The 15,146-nt window shown below is 31.1% G+C and carries 17 protein-coding genes; all 17 read right to left on the reverse strand.

Going from position 1 to position 15,146, the window contains the following annotated elements; genetic code table 11:
* Positions 1-34: 34 nt before the first annotated feature.
* The gene (locus ASC41_RS13475; protein ID WP_055437176.1) at positions 35-691 is read right to left on the reverse strand and encodes an aspartate/glutamate racemase family protein; all 657 of its coding nucleotides are present in this window, start codon (positions 689-691) and stop codon (positions 35-37) included.
* On the reverse strand, positions 688-1,635 hold the full coding sequence (locus ASC41_RS13480) for an L-histidine N(alpha)-methyltransferase (protein WP_055437177.1): 948 nt from the start codon (positions 1,633-1,635) through the stop codon (positions 688-690). The genes ASC41_RS13475 and ASC41_RS13480 overlap by 4 nt, the downstream gene beginning before the upstream one ends.
* 3 nt (positions 1,636-1,638) lie before the next feature.
* Positions 1,639-2,787: an ergothioneine biosynthesis protein EgtB gene (egtB, locus tag ASC41_RS13485; protein WP_055437178.1), complete on the reverse strand. Its 1,149-nt coding sequence runs from the start codon at positions 2,785-2,787 to the stop codon at positions 1,639-1,641.
* A 6-nt stretch (positions 2,788-2,793) separates the two neighbouring features.
* On the reverse strand, positions 2,794-3,171 hold the full coding sequence (locus ASC41_RS13490) for a nuclear transport factor 2 family protein (RefSeq protein ID WP_055437179.1): 378 nt from the start codon (positions 3,169-3,171) through the stop codon (positions 2,794-2,796).
* A gap of 13 nt (positions 3,172-3,184) precedes the next feature.
* On the reverse strand, positions 3,185-4,033 hold the full coding sequence (locus ASC41_RS13495; RefSeq protein ID WP_055437180.1) for an SDR family oxidoreductase: 849 nt from the start codon (positions 4,031-4,033) through the stop codon (positions 3,185-3,187).
* 60 nt (positions 4,034-4,093) lie between these two features.
* Entirely contained in the window at positions 4,094-4,291 is a 198-nt protein-coding gene (locus ASC41_RS13500; RefSeq protein ID WP_055437181.1) for a hypothetical protein, read from the reverse strand.
* Between the two features lie 99 nt (positions 4,292-4,390).
* The gene (locus tag ASC41_RS13505) at positions 4,391-5,269 is read right to left on the reverse strand and encodes a nuclear transport factor 2 family protein (protein ID WP_083477216.1); all 879 of its coding nucleotides are present in this window, start codon (positions 5,267-5,269) and stop codon (positions 4,391-4,393) included.
* 112 nt (positions 5,270-5,381) lie between these two features.
* On the reverse strand, positions 5,382-6,260 hold the full coding sequence (locus tag ASC41_RS13510; protein ID WP_055437182.1) for a helix-turn-helix domain-containing protein: 879 nt from the start codon (positions 6,258-6,260) through the stop codon (positions 5,382-5,384).
* A gap of 8 nt (positions 6,261-6,268) precedes the next feature.
* Positions 6,269-8,158 (reverse strand): monovalent cation:proton antiporter-2 (CPA2) family protein, encoded by a 1,890-nt coding sequence (locus ASC41_RS13515; protein ID WP_055437183.1) that lies wholly within the window; start codon positions 8,156-8,158, stop codon positions 6,269-6,271.
* Between the two features lie 4 nt (positions 8,159-8,162).
* Entirely contained in the window at positions 8,163-8,759 is a 597-nt protein-coding gene (kefF, locus tag ASC41_RS13520) for a glutathione-regulated potassium-efflux system oxidoreductase KefF (RefSeq protein WP_055437184.1), read from the reverse strand.
* A 71-nt stretch (positions 8,760-8,830) separates the two neighbouring features.
* Positions 8,831-9,454: a MarC family protein gene (locus ASC41_RS13525; protein ID WP_055437185.1), complete on the reverse strand. Its 624-nt coding sequence runs from the start codon at positions 9,452-9,454 to the stop codon at positions 8,831-8,833.
* A gap of 260 nt (positions 9,455-9,714) precedes the next feature.
* Positions 9,715-10,656 carry an NADP-dependent oxidoreductase gene (locus ASC41_RS13530; RefSeq protein ID WP_055437412.1) on the reverse strand — a complete coding sequence of 314 codons (942 nt, stop codon included), beginning with the start codon at positions 10,654-10,656 and terminating at the stop codon, positions 9,715-9,717.
* A gap of 46 nt (positions 10,657-10,702) precedes the next feature.
* Entirely contained in the window at positions 10,703-11,986 is a 1,284-nt protein-coding gene (locus tag ASC41_RS16665; protein ID WP_083477217.1) for a carboxymuconolactone decarboxylase family protein, read from the reverse strand.
* A gap of 7 nt (positions 11,987-11,993) precedes the next feature.
* On the reverse strand, positions 11,994-12,848 hold the full coding sequence (budA, locus tag ASC41_RS13540; protein ID WP_083477218.1) for an acetolactate decarboxylase: 855 nt from the start codon (positions 12,846-12,848) through the stop codon (positions 11,994-11,996).
* Between the two features lie 27 nt (positions 12,849-12,875).
* The gene (locus tag ASC41_RS13545) at positions 12,876-13,778 is read right to left on the reverse strand and encodes a hypothetical protein (protein ID WP_055437187.1); all 903 of its coding nucleotides are present in this window, start codon (positions 13,776-13,778) and stop codon (positions 12,876-12,878) included.
* 12 nt (positions 13,779-13,790) lie between these two features.
* Positions 13,791-14,414 (reverse strand): putative quinol monooxygenase, encoded by a 624-nt coding sequence (locus tag ASC41_RS13550; RefSeq protein WP_055437188.1) that lies wholly within the window; start codon positions 14,412-14,414, stop codon positions 13,791-13,793.
* A gap of 31 nt (positions 14,415-14,445) precedes the next feature.
* Positions 14,446-15,099, reverse strand: a complete 654-nt coding sequence (gene nfsB, locus ASC41_RS13555) for an oxygen-insensitive NAD(P)H nitroreductase (protein ID WP_055437189.1) — start codon at positions 15,097-15,099, stop codon at positions 14,446-14,448.
* Positions 15,100-15,146: the final 47 nt, after the last annotated feature.

The raw sequence follows: 15,146 nt of genomic DNA on the forward strand, positions 1-15,146 counted from the left end.
TGATACTAAAGATAAACTAAGTTAATGTAATTAATTACAATAGATTAACAAATTTTCTCATTTGAATTCTAGCCATATCGTAAACTCGGTTGTTTTTAATATTATAAGCTACCGATAATTCTGTACAAGCCAAAACCACTACTCCATTTTTAGTGTGTTTATTAATTAGCTCATTAAATATTTCTAACTGTTTTTGGGTTTCTATACCGTTATATACAGCTATTCTTAAATCATCTATTTGTTGCTTATCTTCTTTTGAAGCTTGTAAAACATTAATATTTTCTGCTGTAAATTTAGATGTAATATAATTGGATTGCATGGTATATAATGTGCCAAAAATGGTAACATTAGTATGCTTATTTTCTTTAACTTTAGAAATAGTTTCGTCTATAGGATGAATTATATTGGCTTCAATACTTAACCTATCTATAGTTTCATGTAAAGTTATATTTGGTACTACAATTGTATCTATTTCTAAAGCTTTCAGCTTATTTAAATTGTCCTTTACAATAGCATCTAAAGCTTTAGATGTGTTTGGCAATAGATTGTTTATAGTATCAAAATTTACATTTAACATTTTAAAAGGACAAGTACTAAATCCACCGTGTTTTGCATTATACAAAGCATTAAGTTCTTTTATATAAAACAACGTTGAAAAACTTCCAAGACCTAATAATCCTAATTTACTCATTCTATTTCTAAAATGTAGTTAGCAAAATAGTTATTACTGTCACTTAATTTATTTTTAATACTGAATTGTGTGTTGGAAATAATCTTATTTAGAATTTCACTATTATATTTTCTTGAAATTTCTAAATGAATCTTTTCGTCTATAGCAAAGCTGAAAGTTTTATCTATCGCTTTAATATACACTTCCTGATTTTTGGTACTTGTTATGTAACTTTTAGCAATACCTTCTGTCTCGTTATATTCGGGTGTATGAGCGAAGTTATTTCTATTAAAATCAGCATTCAATTCTTTATTAATTCTGTCTAATAAATTTAAATTAAAAGCAGCAGTTACACCTTTACTATCATTATATGCTGGTAAAACGATGGCTTCGGGTTTTATTAAATCTACTCCTAAAAACAGTTTATCTCCTAAGTTTAGATTAGCGCTTAGGTTTTGCATAAATATTGATGCAATAGCATCATTCATGTTACCTATGTTAGAACCTAAAAATAGTATTACTTTAGGATGCTTACTATGCTTTAAAGACTCTAAAACCTCAAAATAATCACCTTGCTTTGTTTTAACTGAAACCGACGGCAATTCAGTTTTTAGATTACTTTCCAGGTTATCTAAAGCATTTTGAGAAATATCAACAGGCAGATAATCAAAACCATAACCTTCTTTACTTAATAATTTAAGTAATTCTTTGGTTTTGGTTCCATCTCCTGCACCTAATTCTATCAACTCAAAATAGGTGTCTTTCTCTAATTTTAAAGATCCAATAATATTAGACGTTTGGTTTTTAAAAATATCATGCTCGGCTCTCGTGAGATAATATTCTGGTAAACCCATAATTTCGACAAAAAGGGAATCTCCTTTTTTATCGTAAAAATATTTTGATGGTAAATTTTTATGTTTTGCGCTTAAACCGTTGTTTACAGCGTCTTTAAATTGTTCTATCATGTATTATTTTACTAATCTAATTCCTGTGTATTGCCAGCGCTCTAAAGGGCTGAAAAAATTTCTATATGTGTTTCTAATATGGTTTTGAGATGTTGCAACAGATGCACCACGTAATACCATTTTGTTGCTCATAAACTTTCCGTTGTATTCGCCAACTGCACCATTAGCTTTTTCAAACTTTGGATAAGGTAAATAGGCACTTGCTGTCCACTCCCATCGTTTTCCCCAATTTAATGTTTTGGATGCTACTTCCCATTCAAATTCTGTTGGTAATCGCATCCCTTTCCATTCTGCGTAAGCATTAGCTTCATAAAAATTAATGTGACCTAAAATAGCATTTTTATCTACTGGTTGTAAACCTGCCAAAGTGTAATAATGCCAAATTTTATCTATTTTAAACCAATATAATGGTGCGTTTATTTTGTTTTTGTTTACCCAAGACCAACCTTCATCTAACCAAAGATTAAAATCTGAATATCCTCCAGCTTCCATAAATGCTATGAAATCGCCATTTGTGACTAAAAAATTATTTATTTCAAAATCGTTGATAAACACCTTATGCACTCCTAATTCATTATCGTAACAAAAGTCGCTTCCTTTATAACCAATGTCGTAAACACCTTCTTTTATTTGAATGGTTTCTTTAGATTGATTATAACTTTTTAAAAGGTTTTCATCCTTTTTATAAACAGGAAACAAAGGATTATGACCAAACATATATTTAACGTCTGTAACCAATAATTCTTGATGTTGCTGCTCGTGATTTAATCCTAAAATAATTAAATCTGTTAATTCTTTACTAGAATTTTGAGCTAATAGTTTTAAGACATTTTCATCTACATAACTTCTGTAATCTAAAATTTCGTTAGTAACAGGTCTAGACATATTACCACGATTAGATTGTAAAACACGTGTTCCTAAAGTATTATAATAACTATTAAATAAGAAGCCATAAGTATCGTTAAACACTTTGTAATTGGGTAGAAAAGGCTTTAAAATAAACTCTTCAAAAAACCAAGTCGTGTGTGCTAAATGCCATTTTGCTGGACTTGCAAAAGCAACCACTTGAATTGAATAGTCTTCGACATTTAAATGACTGCAAAACGATACCGTTTGCGCTCTTACCTGTTTAAAATGTGTTATAATACTCATATAATTTTAATACATCGTGTTATTGTGCATAGCCGTTTCTGGAATTTGCTGTATGCTATCCCAATGTTCTATGATTTTACCATTATCATCAAATTTAAAAAAATCCATTGTAACATATTGATCGTTATCCGGCCAAATTTGATGTGTGTGCAAAGAAACTAGGTCGTTTTCAGCAATAATTCTTACAAAATCGATAGACTTTTCTGGAAATTCTTTATGCATACGATCAAAATAATCTATAAATGCCTGTTTTCCATCTGCAACCAAAGGATTGTGTTGTTTATAATTATCACCTCCATACAATTCCATTGCTTTTTTAGGATTCCCTAAATAGGCCGTTTTATAAAATGCAATTGCGTTTTCTTTGTTTTGTTCTAAATCCAAAATATATTCTTTTTTAAGCTTGTTTTATTTCTTCTATAATCTTTAATGTAGGTTTATGTAAACGGCCTGCAGCCTTTTCATAATCTGAATTCACATTATAAACACCATTTAAAATACCTTCGTAAATACCAGCAATAACTGTTCCTATAAAATCTCCCAATTCTGCTTTTCTCTCAGTTGTATAGTCTTCTACAGAAACAGAATTAAATACAAGTTTAGTATTATATACTTGATTAATATAATCTGCTAATTTTGCTTGAGTAATAGGTTCTCCAACCAAGTTATAAACCTTTTTACTATGCTTCTCTTCTATTAGCATTTTTGCATAAGCATACCCTAATTCGTTTCGGCTTGTATAGGTACATTTACCATCTCCGGCACAGTTTTTAATCTCTCCTAATTTTTTATAAGTCTCAATATACTCTAAATCTGGTTCAATATAAATTCCATTTCTACCAATTACCCAATCTAATCCTGAATTTTGAATGTCTTTTTCTGTTTGACGATTACTTTTAACAATTGGGCTAAAAGCCGTTTTTTCTTCATCTCCAACAATACTCGTATATACTATCTTTTTTACACTATTTGCTTTTGCTGCTTCTATAATATTTCTATGCTGTTGAATTCGTTTTTCTGGAGCATCCATTCCCGAAATTATCACTAATTTTTCTATTCCTAATAAAGCATTGTTAAACTGCTCTTTACTATTATAGTCGCCTTTTCTAATTTCTATGCCAAGATGTTTAGCCTTTTCTGGTGTCCTTGCAACACCTATTACATTGTCTTTTCCAACTTCTTGGATTAATTGCTTAGCTATTGCAGATCCTAAATTACCACTTACTGATGTGACTGCTATTTTCATTATATTATTATTATTTATAGATCTATTCTAATTCTTTTTTATCGGGATTCCAAAATGATTTTATTGCTTTAATTTTAACTCCAACAACTCTTTCTCTAAAGCCTCTGCTTTTGTTTTAAACTTGTCCATTGCTTTTTTTAGCTGACCAATTTTTTTAAAGGCATCTTCATCTTGCACAGCTGTAAATGTTTCAATGTTTTCTTTTACTTTATACTTTGCTTTTGCGCCACAAGTTGGGCATGTTCTTACGTCTGACATATTTATAAATAATTAAAATGATTTGTATAATATAAAAAAAGGCTACCGATTTGATAACCTTTTCTGCTATTAATTAATAAAATAAATGGTTTAAAAAAATTACTTAGGGAAATTAAATTTTCCGTTTGAATTTTTTCTATCTGCTTCTGGTGCAATAGTCTCCATAATATCCCAGTGCTCTGCTATTTTATTATTTTCAACTCTAAATAGATCATAATAAGATGTTGGTTGTCCTGCAAATTTACCTTCACTTATAGCTAGTACAAAATTACCTTGTCCTAACACTTTATGTACTATTTCAAATTCCATTTTTACACCTTGTTTTGCCATAGCTTCTAATGCTTTACCTAATCCAGATAAACCATCTGCAATATTCGGGTTGTGTTGGATATAATTATCTCCATCAAAATAATTTGCAATTTTATCCATTTTACCATTCACTAAAATGTCGTTTATAAAATTAGAAACCAATGTTTTATTTGCTTCAGTTTTATCTAAATCTGTAATAATTGTTGAACCATCTGTTTGTGTATGACCACTAGAATTTGGTACTGCTTTCTCAATTAAGTTATCCCAATGCTCTACTATTTGACCATTTTCGAATCTAAAAACATCGAACCCTATTTTTTTGCCAAAAAAATCGTATTCTGTTTGTGCAAACCCATAATCTCCATCTTGAAACGCTCTTACTGTATTTACTTTAAAACCATCTTCTGGAGCAAGAGCCAACAAAGCTCCAAAACCTGCTAGTCCGTCTCCTACTGAAAGGTTGTGTTGCTTATAGTTTGTTGGATTAATATAACTTACAGCTTCTTTGTCTCCTGTTTCTATACTTTTTAGTACGGCTATTGTTTTATCTTTAATCGATGATTCCATTTTTACTTCTTTTCTTACTTGTGATTCCTTTTCTATTCCTTTTTCCGATTTACATGCTCCTAATGTTAAAACTAGAGTTACTGCTAAAAGTGTTTGTTTCATGTATTGCTATTTGTTTTTTATAGTTAAATTCTGAGTACAAAATTACTATAGCAATACAGATTACTAAAGGTGAAAATGGTTGTAAAAATGGTTAATATCGAACCTTAAAAAATTATATGTAGTCTTTTTTAAAGGTGTTTGGGGTAAATCCTGTATGTTTCTTGAAATATTTCACAAAATTGGTTGGCTCTTCAAAACCCAAAGAATACGCTAATTCTGTACTTTTTATTTCCGAATTTATAAGCAAACGTTTAGCTTCCAAAATTACAAAAGCATCAATAAATTGCTTTGCTGTAACGCTAACCATGTCTTTACAAATACTATTCAAGTGTTTGTAGGTAATATTTAACTTTTCGGCATAGAAATCGGCATTTCTGCTCCTATTAAAATGAGTTTCTAAATGAGATTTAAAATCTAAGAAACTGTTTAATTTATCCGATCGTTTTAAATGAAAGGTTTGGTATTGTTTTAGGCGTTCTAATTTTGAAAAGATAATAGAATACAAAGCATTATATGTATTTTCTTGATTATAGCCTTCTTCTATATTAGAATATTCCTTGTAAAATAATTCTATATAATTTAAAACATTAGAGTCTTGAGAAGCTTGAATAATTGGAGAAAATAAATGTGCATTAAATAATCTAATTAGTTCATTTTTAGGCAATGTATTTATTTGCTTTTTTAAATAATCTTCGGTAAATAGTATTACGTAACCTTGTAAACCTTCGTTAAATTGAAACGCATTAATTTGGCCTTTAGATAGGTGAATAATTGTATTCCTTTTCACCTCATGCCATATAAAATCTACCAGTTGCCTACTCTCTCCTGCAGTGTAAAACACAATCATATTAAAAGCCAATTGGTGGGCTTTTTCTGGACTATGATCTATTTCGTTTTTACGTATAGAAAGACTTTCAATAGTTAGTATTTCAATACCGCTATTATCTGGTTTTGAAGAATCAAATTCAATATGTGGAATATTTTTATCCAATAGCAGTTTTATTCCTCTTTTGTTTTTTCTAAAACTTGTCTAATATGCTCACTATCCCAATGACTATCGAAATCTACAATACCTCTTTTAAAATCTTCGTTTAAAAATTTCTCTTGTTGCTCTAGCTCTTTTCTAGCCTTAAAAATGTAATTATCTTCTTGTTTAGGCTCGGATGCTAGACGCCTTAGACTATCTTCATCATATTTAATAAAATTCTGTACTTGTCTGTTAAGCGTGTATTTTCTGAAACCCATTCTACTCAACACATCTTTAGCTAAAGTTAATGACGTTTCCAGAGATTCACGGTAAATATTTTCGTGACCAAGATTAAGTAGTTCGTAGGCATCATAGCGGTTTTTAGTACGAATCATCATTTCTACATGAGGATATTTTTCTTTTACTATTTTACTAATAGCTTTAGAAACTTCTATTTTATTAGTAGCGCAAATAATTATTTTAGCTTCAGCAATTCCCGCAGATTCTAATAAATCTAGACGGGTAGCATCTCCATAATACACTTCGAATCCCATTTTACGTAGAAAATCGACACGGTTAGAATCATGATCTAAAATGGTTGCTTCTACACCATGAGAGCGCAAAAAACGTCCAATAGTATTTCCAAAATGGCCAAAACCTACTAATATAATTTTTTGAGATTTTGCAATATGATCTGTTGGTCGTTTTATCGATTCTTTAGTACCAATTTTTGGCAGAATGAAACGTTCGTTAATGATACCAATAATTGGTGTAAGCGACATACTTAAAGCTGTTATTACAAGCATCATATCCATTTGATCTTGCGACAAAATATTAAGACCAAATGCAAAAGACAATAATACAAAGGCAAATTCTCCAATTTGTGCCAAACTAAATGTAAGTAACAATTTTTGGTCTAATTTTAATTTAAAAACATGACCTGCTATAAACAAAACAAGCGCTTTAATAACTACAATTGCTATTAAAACACCTCCTATTTCTAAAGGACTATTCGCAATAACAATAAAGTTAATAGAAGCGCCAACAGCCATAAAAAACAACCCTAAAAGTAAATTTTTAAAAGGCTCTAATGTGCTTTCTAACTCATGTTTAAACTCACTGTTTGAAAGTACTACTCCACCTAAAAAAGCTCCTAATGCAGGACTTATTCCTACATATTCCATTAAAAAAGAAATACTAAAAACGATTAATAAAGCAGCAGCAATTAATAATTCCCTAACTCCTGTTTTAGCCACTTTTCGTAGCATTGGAACAATTAAATAACGGCCAGCTATAATTATTAAAACTACAGATAAAATAATGGCTAACGTTTGAAAACCGATAGGTAGTGTTTCTAATAAATTGGCATGTTCGCTATGTTTTTCCGCGGAAGCGTTATCGTCTGTATTAGATAATAATGGAATAAAACCTAACATAAAAATGACAATAATATCTTGAAATAATAAAATAGAAAAAGAAGATGAACCAAACGTAGTATTCATTAAGCCTTTTTCTTTTATCGTTTGCATGGCAATTGCTGTAGAAGATAGAGCTACTGCCATAGAGATTACTAAAGCTACTTTCCAATCGAAACCAAGTAAAGCAAACAGAATATAGGAAAGTAACATGGTTCCTCCCACTTGTAATCCTCCCATACCTAGTATGGTTTTTCGCATATTCCAAAAATTCTTTGGTTCGATTTCTAAGCCAATTAAAAATAGCATTACTACCACACCAAATTCGGCAAAGTGTAAGATATCTTCACCTTCTTTACCTATAAATCCTAAGACGTAAGGTCCTATTAAAACACCTGCTAATAAATAACCAATTACAGAACTTAAGCCTAATTTTTTAGCAATAGATACACAAATAATTGCGCCTAATAAAAAGACTATGGCTTCAAAAAGTATACTTCCAGTCATAAATTTATAGTGTATTTAGTTTCGGAATATCGTTTATAAATGAAAATCCTTCACAATCACTATTGGAAAGACTTTGTTTAAGTAAAGTAATTAATTCGACATATTTTAAAGCATAATCTCTTAAATCACTATCACTTAATTTATGTGTTTCCATTACTGCAAATGGTGGTAAATATTCCATACCACATAAATTAGCAGTTTGCTCGAATGGTCTTAAAAATTGACGAACTGTAAAACTATTACTACCTTCTGAGCAATACACTTTTCTAGAACCTCCAGTAGTTATAACATTTAAACATGTTTTGGTTTGCAATGCGTTTCCATTTGGACCGTAAGCCCACCCAAATTCTAACACCATATCAATCCATTGTTTCATTAATGGCGGACAACTATACCAATAAAATGGATGGTGCCAGATAATAATATCATGTGCATTTAATATTTTTTTTTCTGCTGAAACATCTATATTAAAATCTGGATAACGTTCATATAAATCATGAAATGTTACACCTTCAATATCTTTAATATGATTTACCAATGCTGTATTCGCTCTTGATTTTTCAAATTTTGGATGAGAAAATAGGATTAGTATTTTTTTCATATTAATGTGTCTGTTAAAAACAGAATTAAACTTCTTTTTAAAACGGTTATTTACAATTTAAACCTACAAAATTACCCAGCTATTAAATCGAAAGAAATTTTAATACCTTGTATAATCATACCTGTACCAATTATGGCTATTATTAATCCCATAATTTTTCCAATTACAGAAATTACATTGTGACCAACTAATCCAACAATAAAATCACTTAATTTAAAAGTGAAGTAAGTAATTAAACTCATAGATCCAAAAATGGCTATTACCAAAAACATTTGCAAAGGTGCTGCATTAGACACAAAATTCATGGCTGTTACAATAGTTCCCGGACCAGCTAAAATAGGAATAGCCAATGGCGAGACTGCTATATCTTCGTCAACATGAACATTATTTAAGCTTTTTACATTAGACTGTTTGGATTGAAGCATATCAAAACCAATAAAAAATATTAGAATACCTCCAGTAATCTTAAAGGCCGGAATACTAATATTAAATAACTCAAAAATATATTTACCTAATAAAATAAAAACCGTCACAATTACAAAAGCAATTAAGTTTGCTTTTTTATTGATCTCTCTTTTCGTTTTTTTATCTGCACCTTGCGTTAAAGATACAAAAACAGTCATGTTTGATATTGGGTTTGTAATAGCAAAAAATGCCGTAAATACTGTAATTGAAAATGTTGTAATGTTCTCCATTTAGTGTTAAATTATTAATCCGGAAAGAAATTAAATTACTCCATTAACACCAAAGCAATTATACTTTATTTTAGATTTTTTTTATGATGTTGTATAATATAAGAAATGCTCCAATTAATTTTGTAATTAATCGGAGCATTTTAATAAAAAAAATATTTCTATTGGAAATCCGATGCTCTAAACGGATATTTTCTTGGTGTTTTTTGAATAGTAATCCAATGTGTAAATATTTTATGCTTTCTTGTTACGAATGTTCTTAATTAAATAGTTACTATTACTTTACCAACGGTCCTTCCTTTTTCAACTTCTCTATGCGCGTCTGCCATAGCTTCAAAAGCAAAAGTTTTGTAGATGTTTGGTTTAATGGCTCCGCTTTCTAACATCCCTTTTAAGGTGTACATATCTTCAGCGTTAGAATGCACTAAAATATTAGTTATTGTTTTATTTTCTTTTTTAGCTATAGCCTTAACTTCTTCAGATACATCTGGTGCCACAGTTGTTAAAACCGTTCCGCCATTTTTTAAAACTTTTACTGAATTTTCTAAAACTTTACCACCTTGTGTATCTAATACAAAGTCGATATCTGATAAAACTTCTTCAAATTTTTGTGTGTGATAATCAATAGCTTCATCCGCACCTATAGATAGTACAAAACCTTTGTTTTTTGCTGAAGCAGTAGTAATTACATACGCTCCGAAGCTTTTAGCAATTTGTATTGCAAAGTGACCAACACCACCAGAGCCAGCCTGAATTAAGACTTTACCCCCTTTTTTAACTTTACCTTCTAAAATTTGTAACGCCGTTAAAGCAGCCAACGTAGTTGCAGCAGCTTCTATAAAGGAAACGTTATTAGGCATTACCGCTAAATGTGCTTCTGGAGCAGCAACAAATTCTGCGTAAGCATTACCAACACCTGGAAAATTTACCATTCCAAAAACTTTATCTCCAACTTTTAAATTGGTAACTGCTGCACCAATTTCTGTAACGGTACCTGCAATATCCCAACCTAAAATTATTGGTCGTTCTTTACCGTACATCATACTCAACATCTCGTCTGCGTATTTCGGTTTTACATCTGCTGGGTTTAACGATATTGCTTTAACAGCAACTAATACTTCGTTTTCCTTTATACTTGGTTTTTGTACTTCGGTTAAATGAAGATTTTCTGGTCCTCCTGCCTTTGTTAAAACTATTGCTTTCATATTGTGAGTTTTATGTTTTGTTATTTTAACTATTCTGTTTATGATTCTAATTTTTACCAAGTATAGTAATTGTTGCAAAATCCTTCGGAACTGAAAAAGATTCAATTTTATTACTAAAGAGAATTGGTGCATATAGCGTATTACCTAGAATACTTATATCCGCTAACCCTTTTGGAAAAGTTCCAATTTTTATACGGTTGTCATCATTAATAAAAAACAAATCGCTAACCGTACCGCCTGTAACTAAATACCCATCTTTAACTGCTGCTAAACCATCTAAAGCACCTAATTGATACGCACTTTTAATCATCGTAGCTGTTTTGTCTTTTAGGTTGACTTTATACAAACTACCATACTTATCTGGAGTTAACTCTAATGATAATTCTGAACCAAAATCAGCAATAATTAAATTATCATCTTGAATGAAAATTCCGTTGGGATGTTTAATTTCAGGTGCTTGAAACCAAACCACTAGTTTGTTGTTTTCTAAAGTGAAGATTTTTCCGCCTGCAATATCAGAGATAAAAACCTGTCCAGTTTTAGAAACTACAACATCATTTAATGAAACCACATCTGTTGATGTAAAGCTATTTATCAGCTTACCCTTTTTTACATCAATTATATGAAGTTCCTTACCATCACCTACATACAATTTGTCTTGGTATAAAGCTAAACCAGCAGGGTTGTTTAAACCTGTAACCCATTTATAATTATCTACTTTACCGGCTTTTGTAATTCGGCTTATATATCCTTTTTCATTCTGATTTACGTTAGAAACATACAACCAATCTTCAGTTGGAGAAGCTACTATAGATTCTGGCATAGCAAAACCCTCTAATTCCCAATTTTTAATTAATTGATTCGTTGAATTTATTTTAGAAGAGGCAGCATAATTAGTTTCACCTAAAACTTCTTTCAAAGCAAAAATCCCATTGTTAGCTGCTGGAAAACCAGTATATAAACTCAACAAAATCATCGTTTCAGAAATCTCATCTGGAGTTACACCAAGGTTTAGTGCAGCTTTCATATGCGACTTTAATTGCGATTTTGCATTGGCTTGTGTAGTAAGACTAGCTATTATTAATAATTCTTTTGTCTTAAAATCTAAACCCGGTCTGTTATAAATTTCTCCAAAACCATAACGAATAATATAATCTGCCATATCTGGAGACACGCTTTTAAAAGCGGCTTCCAAACCTTTTGAAGCGCCATCGCCATTTACCTCGTTTACAATTTTTACACCTGTTTTATAGTTGTCTTCTTTTGTGTTTTGCGCAATAGTTGTAAAAGAAAAAAACAATGCTAAAACTAATATTATGTGCTTTTTCATAATATTATTATTTTCCGTTTTGTTTAGCTGTAGCCTTTGGTGCTGCACCTTGTTTTAAATCTTTATTTCTGAATTTTTCTGTTTCTGGAAGTTGTAAATTAACTTGGTTTACTTCTTGAATTTCAATAGAAAGTTTATCAAATTTGATGTCTTCTAAATGCCCACCCAATTTTATATCGTCTGATAAAAAGTGAAAATGCATTCCCGGAATAACGATGTTTCCTAGATAATCTGGTGTAAATAAACCTACCAAAGTCCCCTTAATGTTGTCTCTAGTATACATTACACGTGTATCTAAATATTCAAATAAAGACACATCTTCATTCTCTACTTTATGGGCAGAAGCCATTTTTAAGTGCTTAAATTCACCTTTAATTCTATACGCGTAAAAGCTATTTTTAGAGGTTGAATATTTTTGAAGTTCTCTAGTTAAATCTTCATACGACTCAATATTTTCAACAGTTACGGTTTGTTTCGGCTGAAAATTTATCATCGTCATATTTGGTGATTCTAAATCTTCCGGTGCTTCTGCTATTCCGCCTTCGGCATCAATCGTGTAGACCACTCCGTCTACAGCAACCAATTCGCCAGCCAAATGATTTACGGTTCCAATACCAATGTTACCCTGTTGTACCATTTGTTGCGGCGTAATATTACCTTCGTAGATACTATTTAATAAGGCAACCGTTGGTGCATATTGGTGAATGGTATTTTCGGTATGAGGCGCCAAACCGTGTTCGTCCGTAACTTGAGAATGTGAATGTCCGTGTCCTTCTTCCGAAGTTGACGTTGCTTCTTTTTTAGTCTCATTTCCGCAGCTTGCTAAAAGCGCCAACGAAAATAGTAGTATTAGTTTTTTCATAATAGTAGTTTTTTTTGTTTAACTGAATTAGTTTTCAGTAAACAACATATTTGCACTTCCTAATAAGTAGTTTCTCCATCCAAAATTAGGATAGGCTTTATCCATTTTCTGAATAAATTCTTCGCTATTTTTAGAAGCTGAAAGAATAGCTTTCATCTCTTTAAGATAGTTGATTTTAATGGTCACATCTCCAGAAGTTTCCGGTGCACTGTGTGAAGAAAAATAGGTGGTATACCCTTTTTCTTGAAAAGCAGTAAGCTCTTTAATTACCGTATCTATAAATTCTGAATTAAAAATCATAGTATGGTTATCGTGCCCAACCATATGCAAGTGAACAGCCTTTATTTCTGGCATTTCTACATCAAAACCAAAACCGGTAGGCGTAATAATAAAAGGAATTCCTGAAATTTCTTGTGCTCCTGCTTCTAGCAAATCGGTTGGCACTATTGTAGTTTCGTCTAGATCTTCACCTGAGACTTCTGCTAATTTTGAGAGCGATTCATTACCAGAATTCGTCATATAATCTAAAGATTCTTGATTAGAATATATATGGTTAAATTTTAGTTTATCCGTATCAAAAAAGTGCTTTCCTATTAAATGATAAGAAACCATCACATCAATATTTGTGTAACCTAAACCAACAATATAATTTACAAGCTCCTTGTAATTATCTTTCATTGGTGGTGTTTCAATCAATACTCCTTTTCCGTTTTTTTCAATAAAAAAAGCATGTGTATTAAAAAACCCTTTGGTTTCGTAAACGTGAACTTTAGTTTCACCGTAATCAAAAATTTGCATCGTACCCTTATCTAATTGTACTGCTTTTGTGTTTTCATTAAAAGTTCTCATACTTGGTTCTTGAGCAGAAATTTCCTGAATACTAACTGCAACGATAATTCCGTAAACTAGTGCTGTAATTATATTTTTCATTTTAAAAAATTTTTAAATTTCAGTTACAAAATTCATATACTGTTTTAAATCACCAATAACAGCTTCTTCCATAAGTTTACCCGTTTTTTCTGCGTAAGGTTGGTGAAAGTGAATGTCCCAAACATCAGATTCTTTTCTCCAATGCTCATAAACAGCCAATGTATCGTCTTGGTCGTCTACTGTGTATAAATCAAAAAGAATGTTTCCTTTTTCCTCTTTTCTGGTATGTGTAATGTGGTCTTCAAACTGATTTAAAAGTTGTGATCTAAATTCTGTTTTCAATTTAAAAATGAAGAAAATGATAAATACTTCATCCTCCGGATTTGCAGATTTAGAATGGTCTGGTAACGGATTGGTATCCCCTAAGAAATAAAAATCTGGCGCCATTTGTAACGCTGTTTGCCCTACTTCCATTAACTTTTTTGTGTGCGCCTCATTATCGTGAGACGTTATTGCTGCTTTATCTGCCCAACGCTCATAAACAAAAAATACATTGGCATCTGCTTTAGATACAAATACTTTAATTTCTTTATTACCAGCTTCTTTTTGTGTTGCTGCCTGTGCTTCTTTTAATGTTGCTGCAAAACTAGTTGCGTGTTCTGGTTTTGCTGTGAATTTTACTATTGTGCTTTTCATAATATGATTTTTTATAGTGTTCTCGTTTATTTTATAATTTGGTAATTATGGTTTCTTCTGAAAATCTCGATTTTGGAAGCTTCGCATTAAAATCGGTATCTTTTCTATATCCTAAAGACACAACAGCTAATGCTGTATAGCCTTTTTCATGTAAGTCAAACTCTTTATCTAAAGCTTTTACATCTACACCTTCCATAGGACAAGCATCAATACCTAAAGCTGCAGCACCTAATAAAAGTGCGCCCATATTTAAATACACTTGCTTTTCCATCCAATGTGACAAATCTTTAAGGTCGTATTTATGAAGGTCTACAAACATCTTACGACCACCTTGTACTTGATCTTTAAATTCTTGTGCAGCAAAACGACCATCTTTATCTTCTTGTTCTAAAATACTAGTCAAATATGCTTCATCTGCATGTGTACGCGCAGCAATAACAATGACATGAGAAGCATCTAAAATCTTTGGTGTGTTAAACGGAAAAGAAACCTCTGTCCCTTTTGCAATACGTGCTTTCCCTTCTGGAGTATCGGCAATTAAAAAATGCCAAGGTTGTAAATTTATACTTGATGGACTTAAACGTAATACATCTTTTACTTGTTTAAAATCTGCATCTGAGATCTTTTTAGTAGCATCAAACTGTTTTACAGAGTAACGGTCTTTTAAAATATCTGTTAAATTCATGTCTTTATATTTAGTCGATTAATTATACTATCATTTTTATAGTGACA

This window comes from Lacinutrix algicola (assembly GCF_001418085.1).
Classification (GTDB): Bacteria; Bacteroidota; Bacteroidia; order Flavobacteriales; family Flavobacteriaceae; genus Lacinutrix; species Lacinutrix algicola.

What these genes read in the sequence shown, in the direction of transcription:
- budA (WP_083477218.1), bottom strand. Translation starts at nt 12,848, where the DNA reads ATGAAAAAACTAATACTACTATTTTCGTTGGCGCTTTTAGCAAGCTGC.
- ASC41_RS13530 (WP_055437412.1), bottom strand. Translation starts at nt 10,656, where the DNA reads ATGAAAGCAATAGTTTTAACAAAGGCAGGAGGACCAGAAAATCTTCAT.
- ASC41_RS13515 (WP_055437183.1), bottom strand. Translation starts at nt 8,158, where the DNA reads ATGACTGGAAGTATACTTTTTGAAGCCATAGTCTTTTTATTAGGCGCA.
- ASC41_RS13550 (WP_055437188.1), bottom strand. Translation starts at nt 14,414, where the DNA reads ATGAAAAGCACAATAGTAAAATTCACAGCAAAACCAGAACACGCAACT.
- ASC41_RS13500 (WP_055437181.1), bottom strand. Translation starts at nt 4,291, where the DNA reads ATGTCAGACGTAAGAACATGCCCAACTTGTGGCGCAAAAGCAAAGTAT.
- ASC41_RS16665 (WP_083477217.1), bottom strand. Translation starts at nt 11,986, where the DNA reads ATGAAAAAGCACATAATATTAGTTTTAGCATTGTTTTTTTCTTTTACA.
- ASC41_RS13545 (WP_055437187.1), bottom strand. Translation starts at nt 13,778, where the DNA reads ATGAAAAATATAATTACAGCACTAGTTTACGGAATTATCGTTGCAGTT.
- nfsB (WP_055437189.1), bottom strand. Translation starts at nt 15,099, where the DNA reads ATGAATTTAACAGATATTTTAAAAGACCGTTACTCTGTAAAACAGTTT.
- ASC41_RS13525 (WP_055437185.1), bottom strand. Translation starts at nt 9,454, where the DNA reads ATGGAGAACATTACAACATTTTCAATTACAGTATTTACGGCATTTTTT.
- ASC41_RS13495 (WP_055437180.1), bottom strand. Translation starts at nt 4,033, where the DNA reads ATGAAAATAGCAGTCACATCAGTAAGTGGTAATTTAGGATCTGCAATA.
- ASC41_RS13480 (WP_055437177.1), bottom strand. Translation starts at nt 1,635, where the DNA reads ATGATAGAACAATTTAAAGACGCTGTAAACAACGGTTTAAGCGCAAAA.
- egtB (WP_055437178.1), bottom strand. Translation starts at nt 2,787, where the DNA reads ATGAGTATTATAACACATTTTAAACAGGTAAGAGCGCAAACGGTATCG.
- ASC41_RS13505 (WP_083477216.1), bottom strand. Translation starts at nt 5,269, where the DNA reads ATGAAACAAACACTTTTAGCAGTAACTCTAGTTTTAACATTAGGAGCA.
- kefF (WP_055437184.1), bottom strand. Translation starts at nt 8,759, where the DNA reads ATGAAAAAAATACTAATCCTATTTTCTCATCCAAAATTTGAAAAATCA.
- ASC41_RS13475 (WP_055437176.1), bottom strand. Translation starts at nt 691, where the DNA reads ATGAGTAAATTAGGATTATTAGGTCTTGGAAGTTTTTCAACGTTGTTT.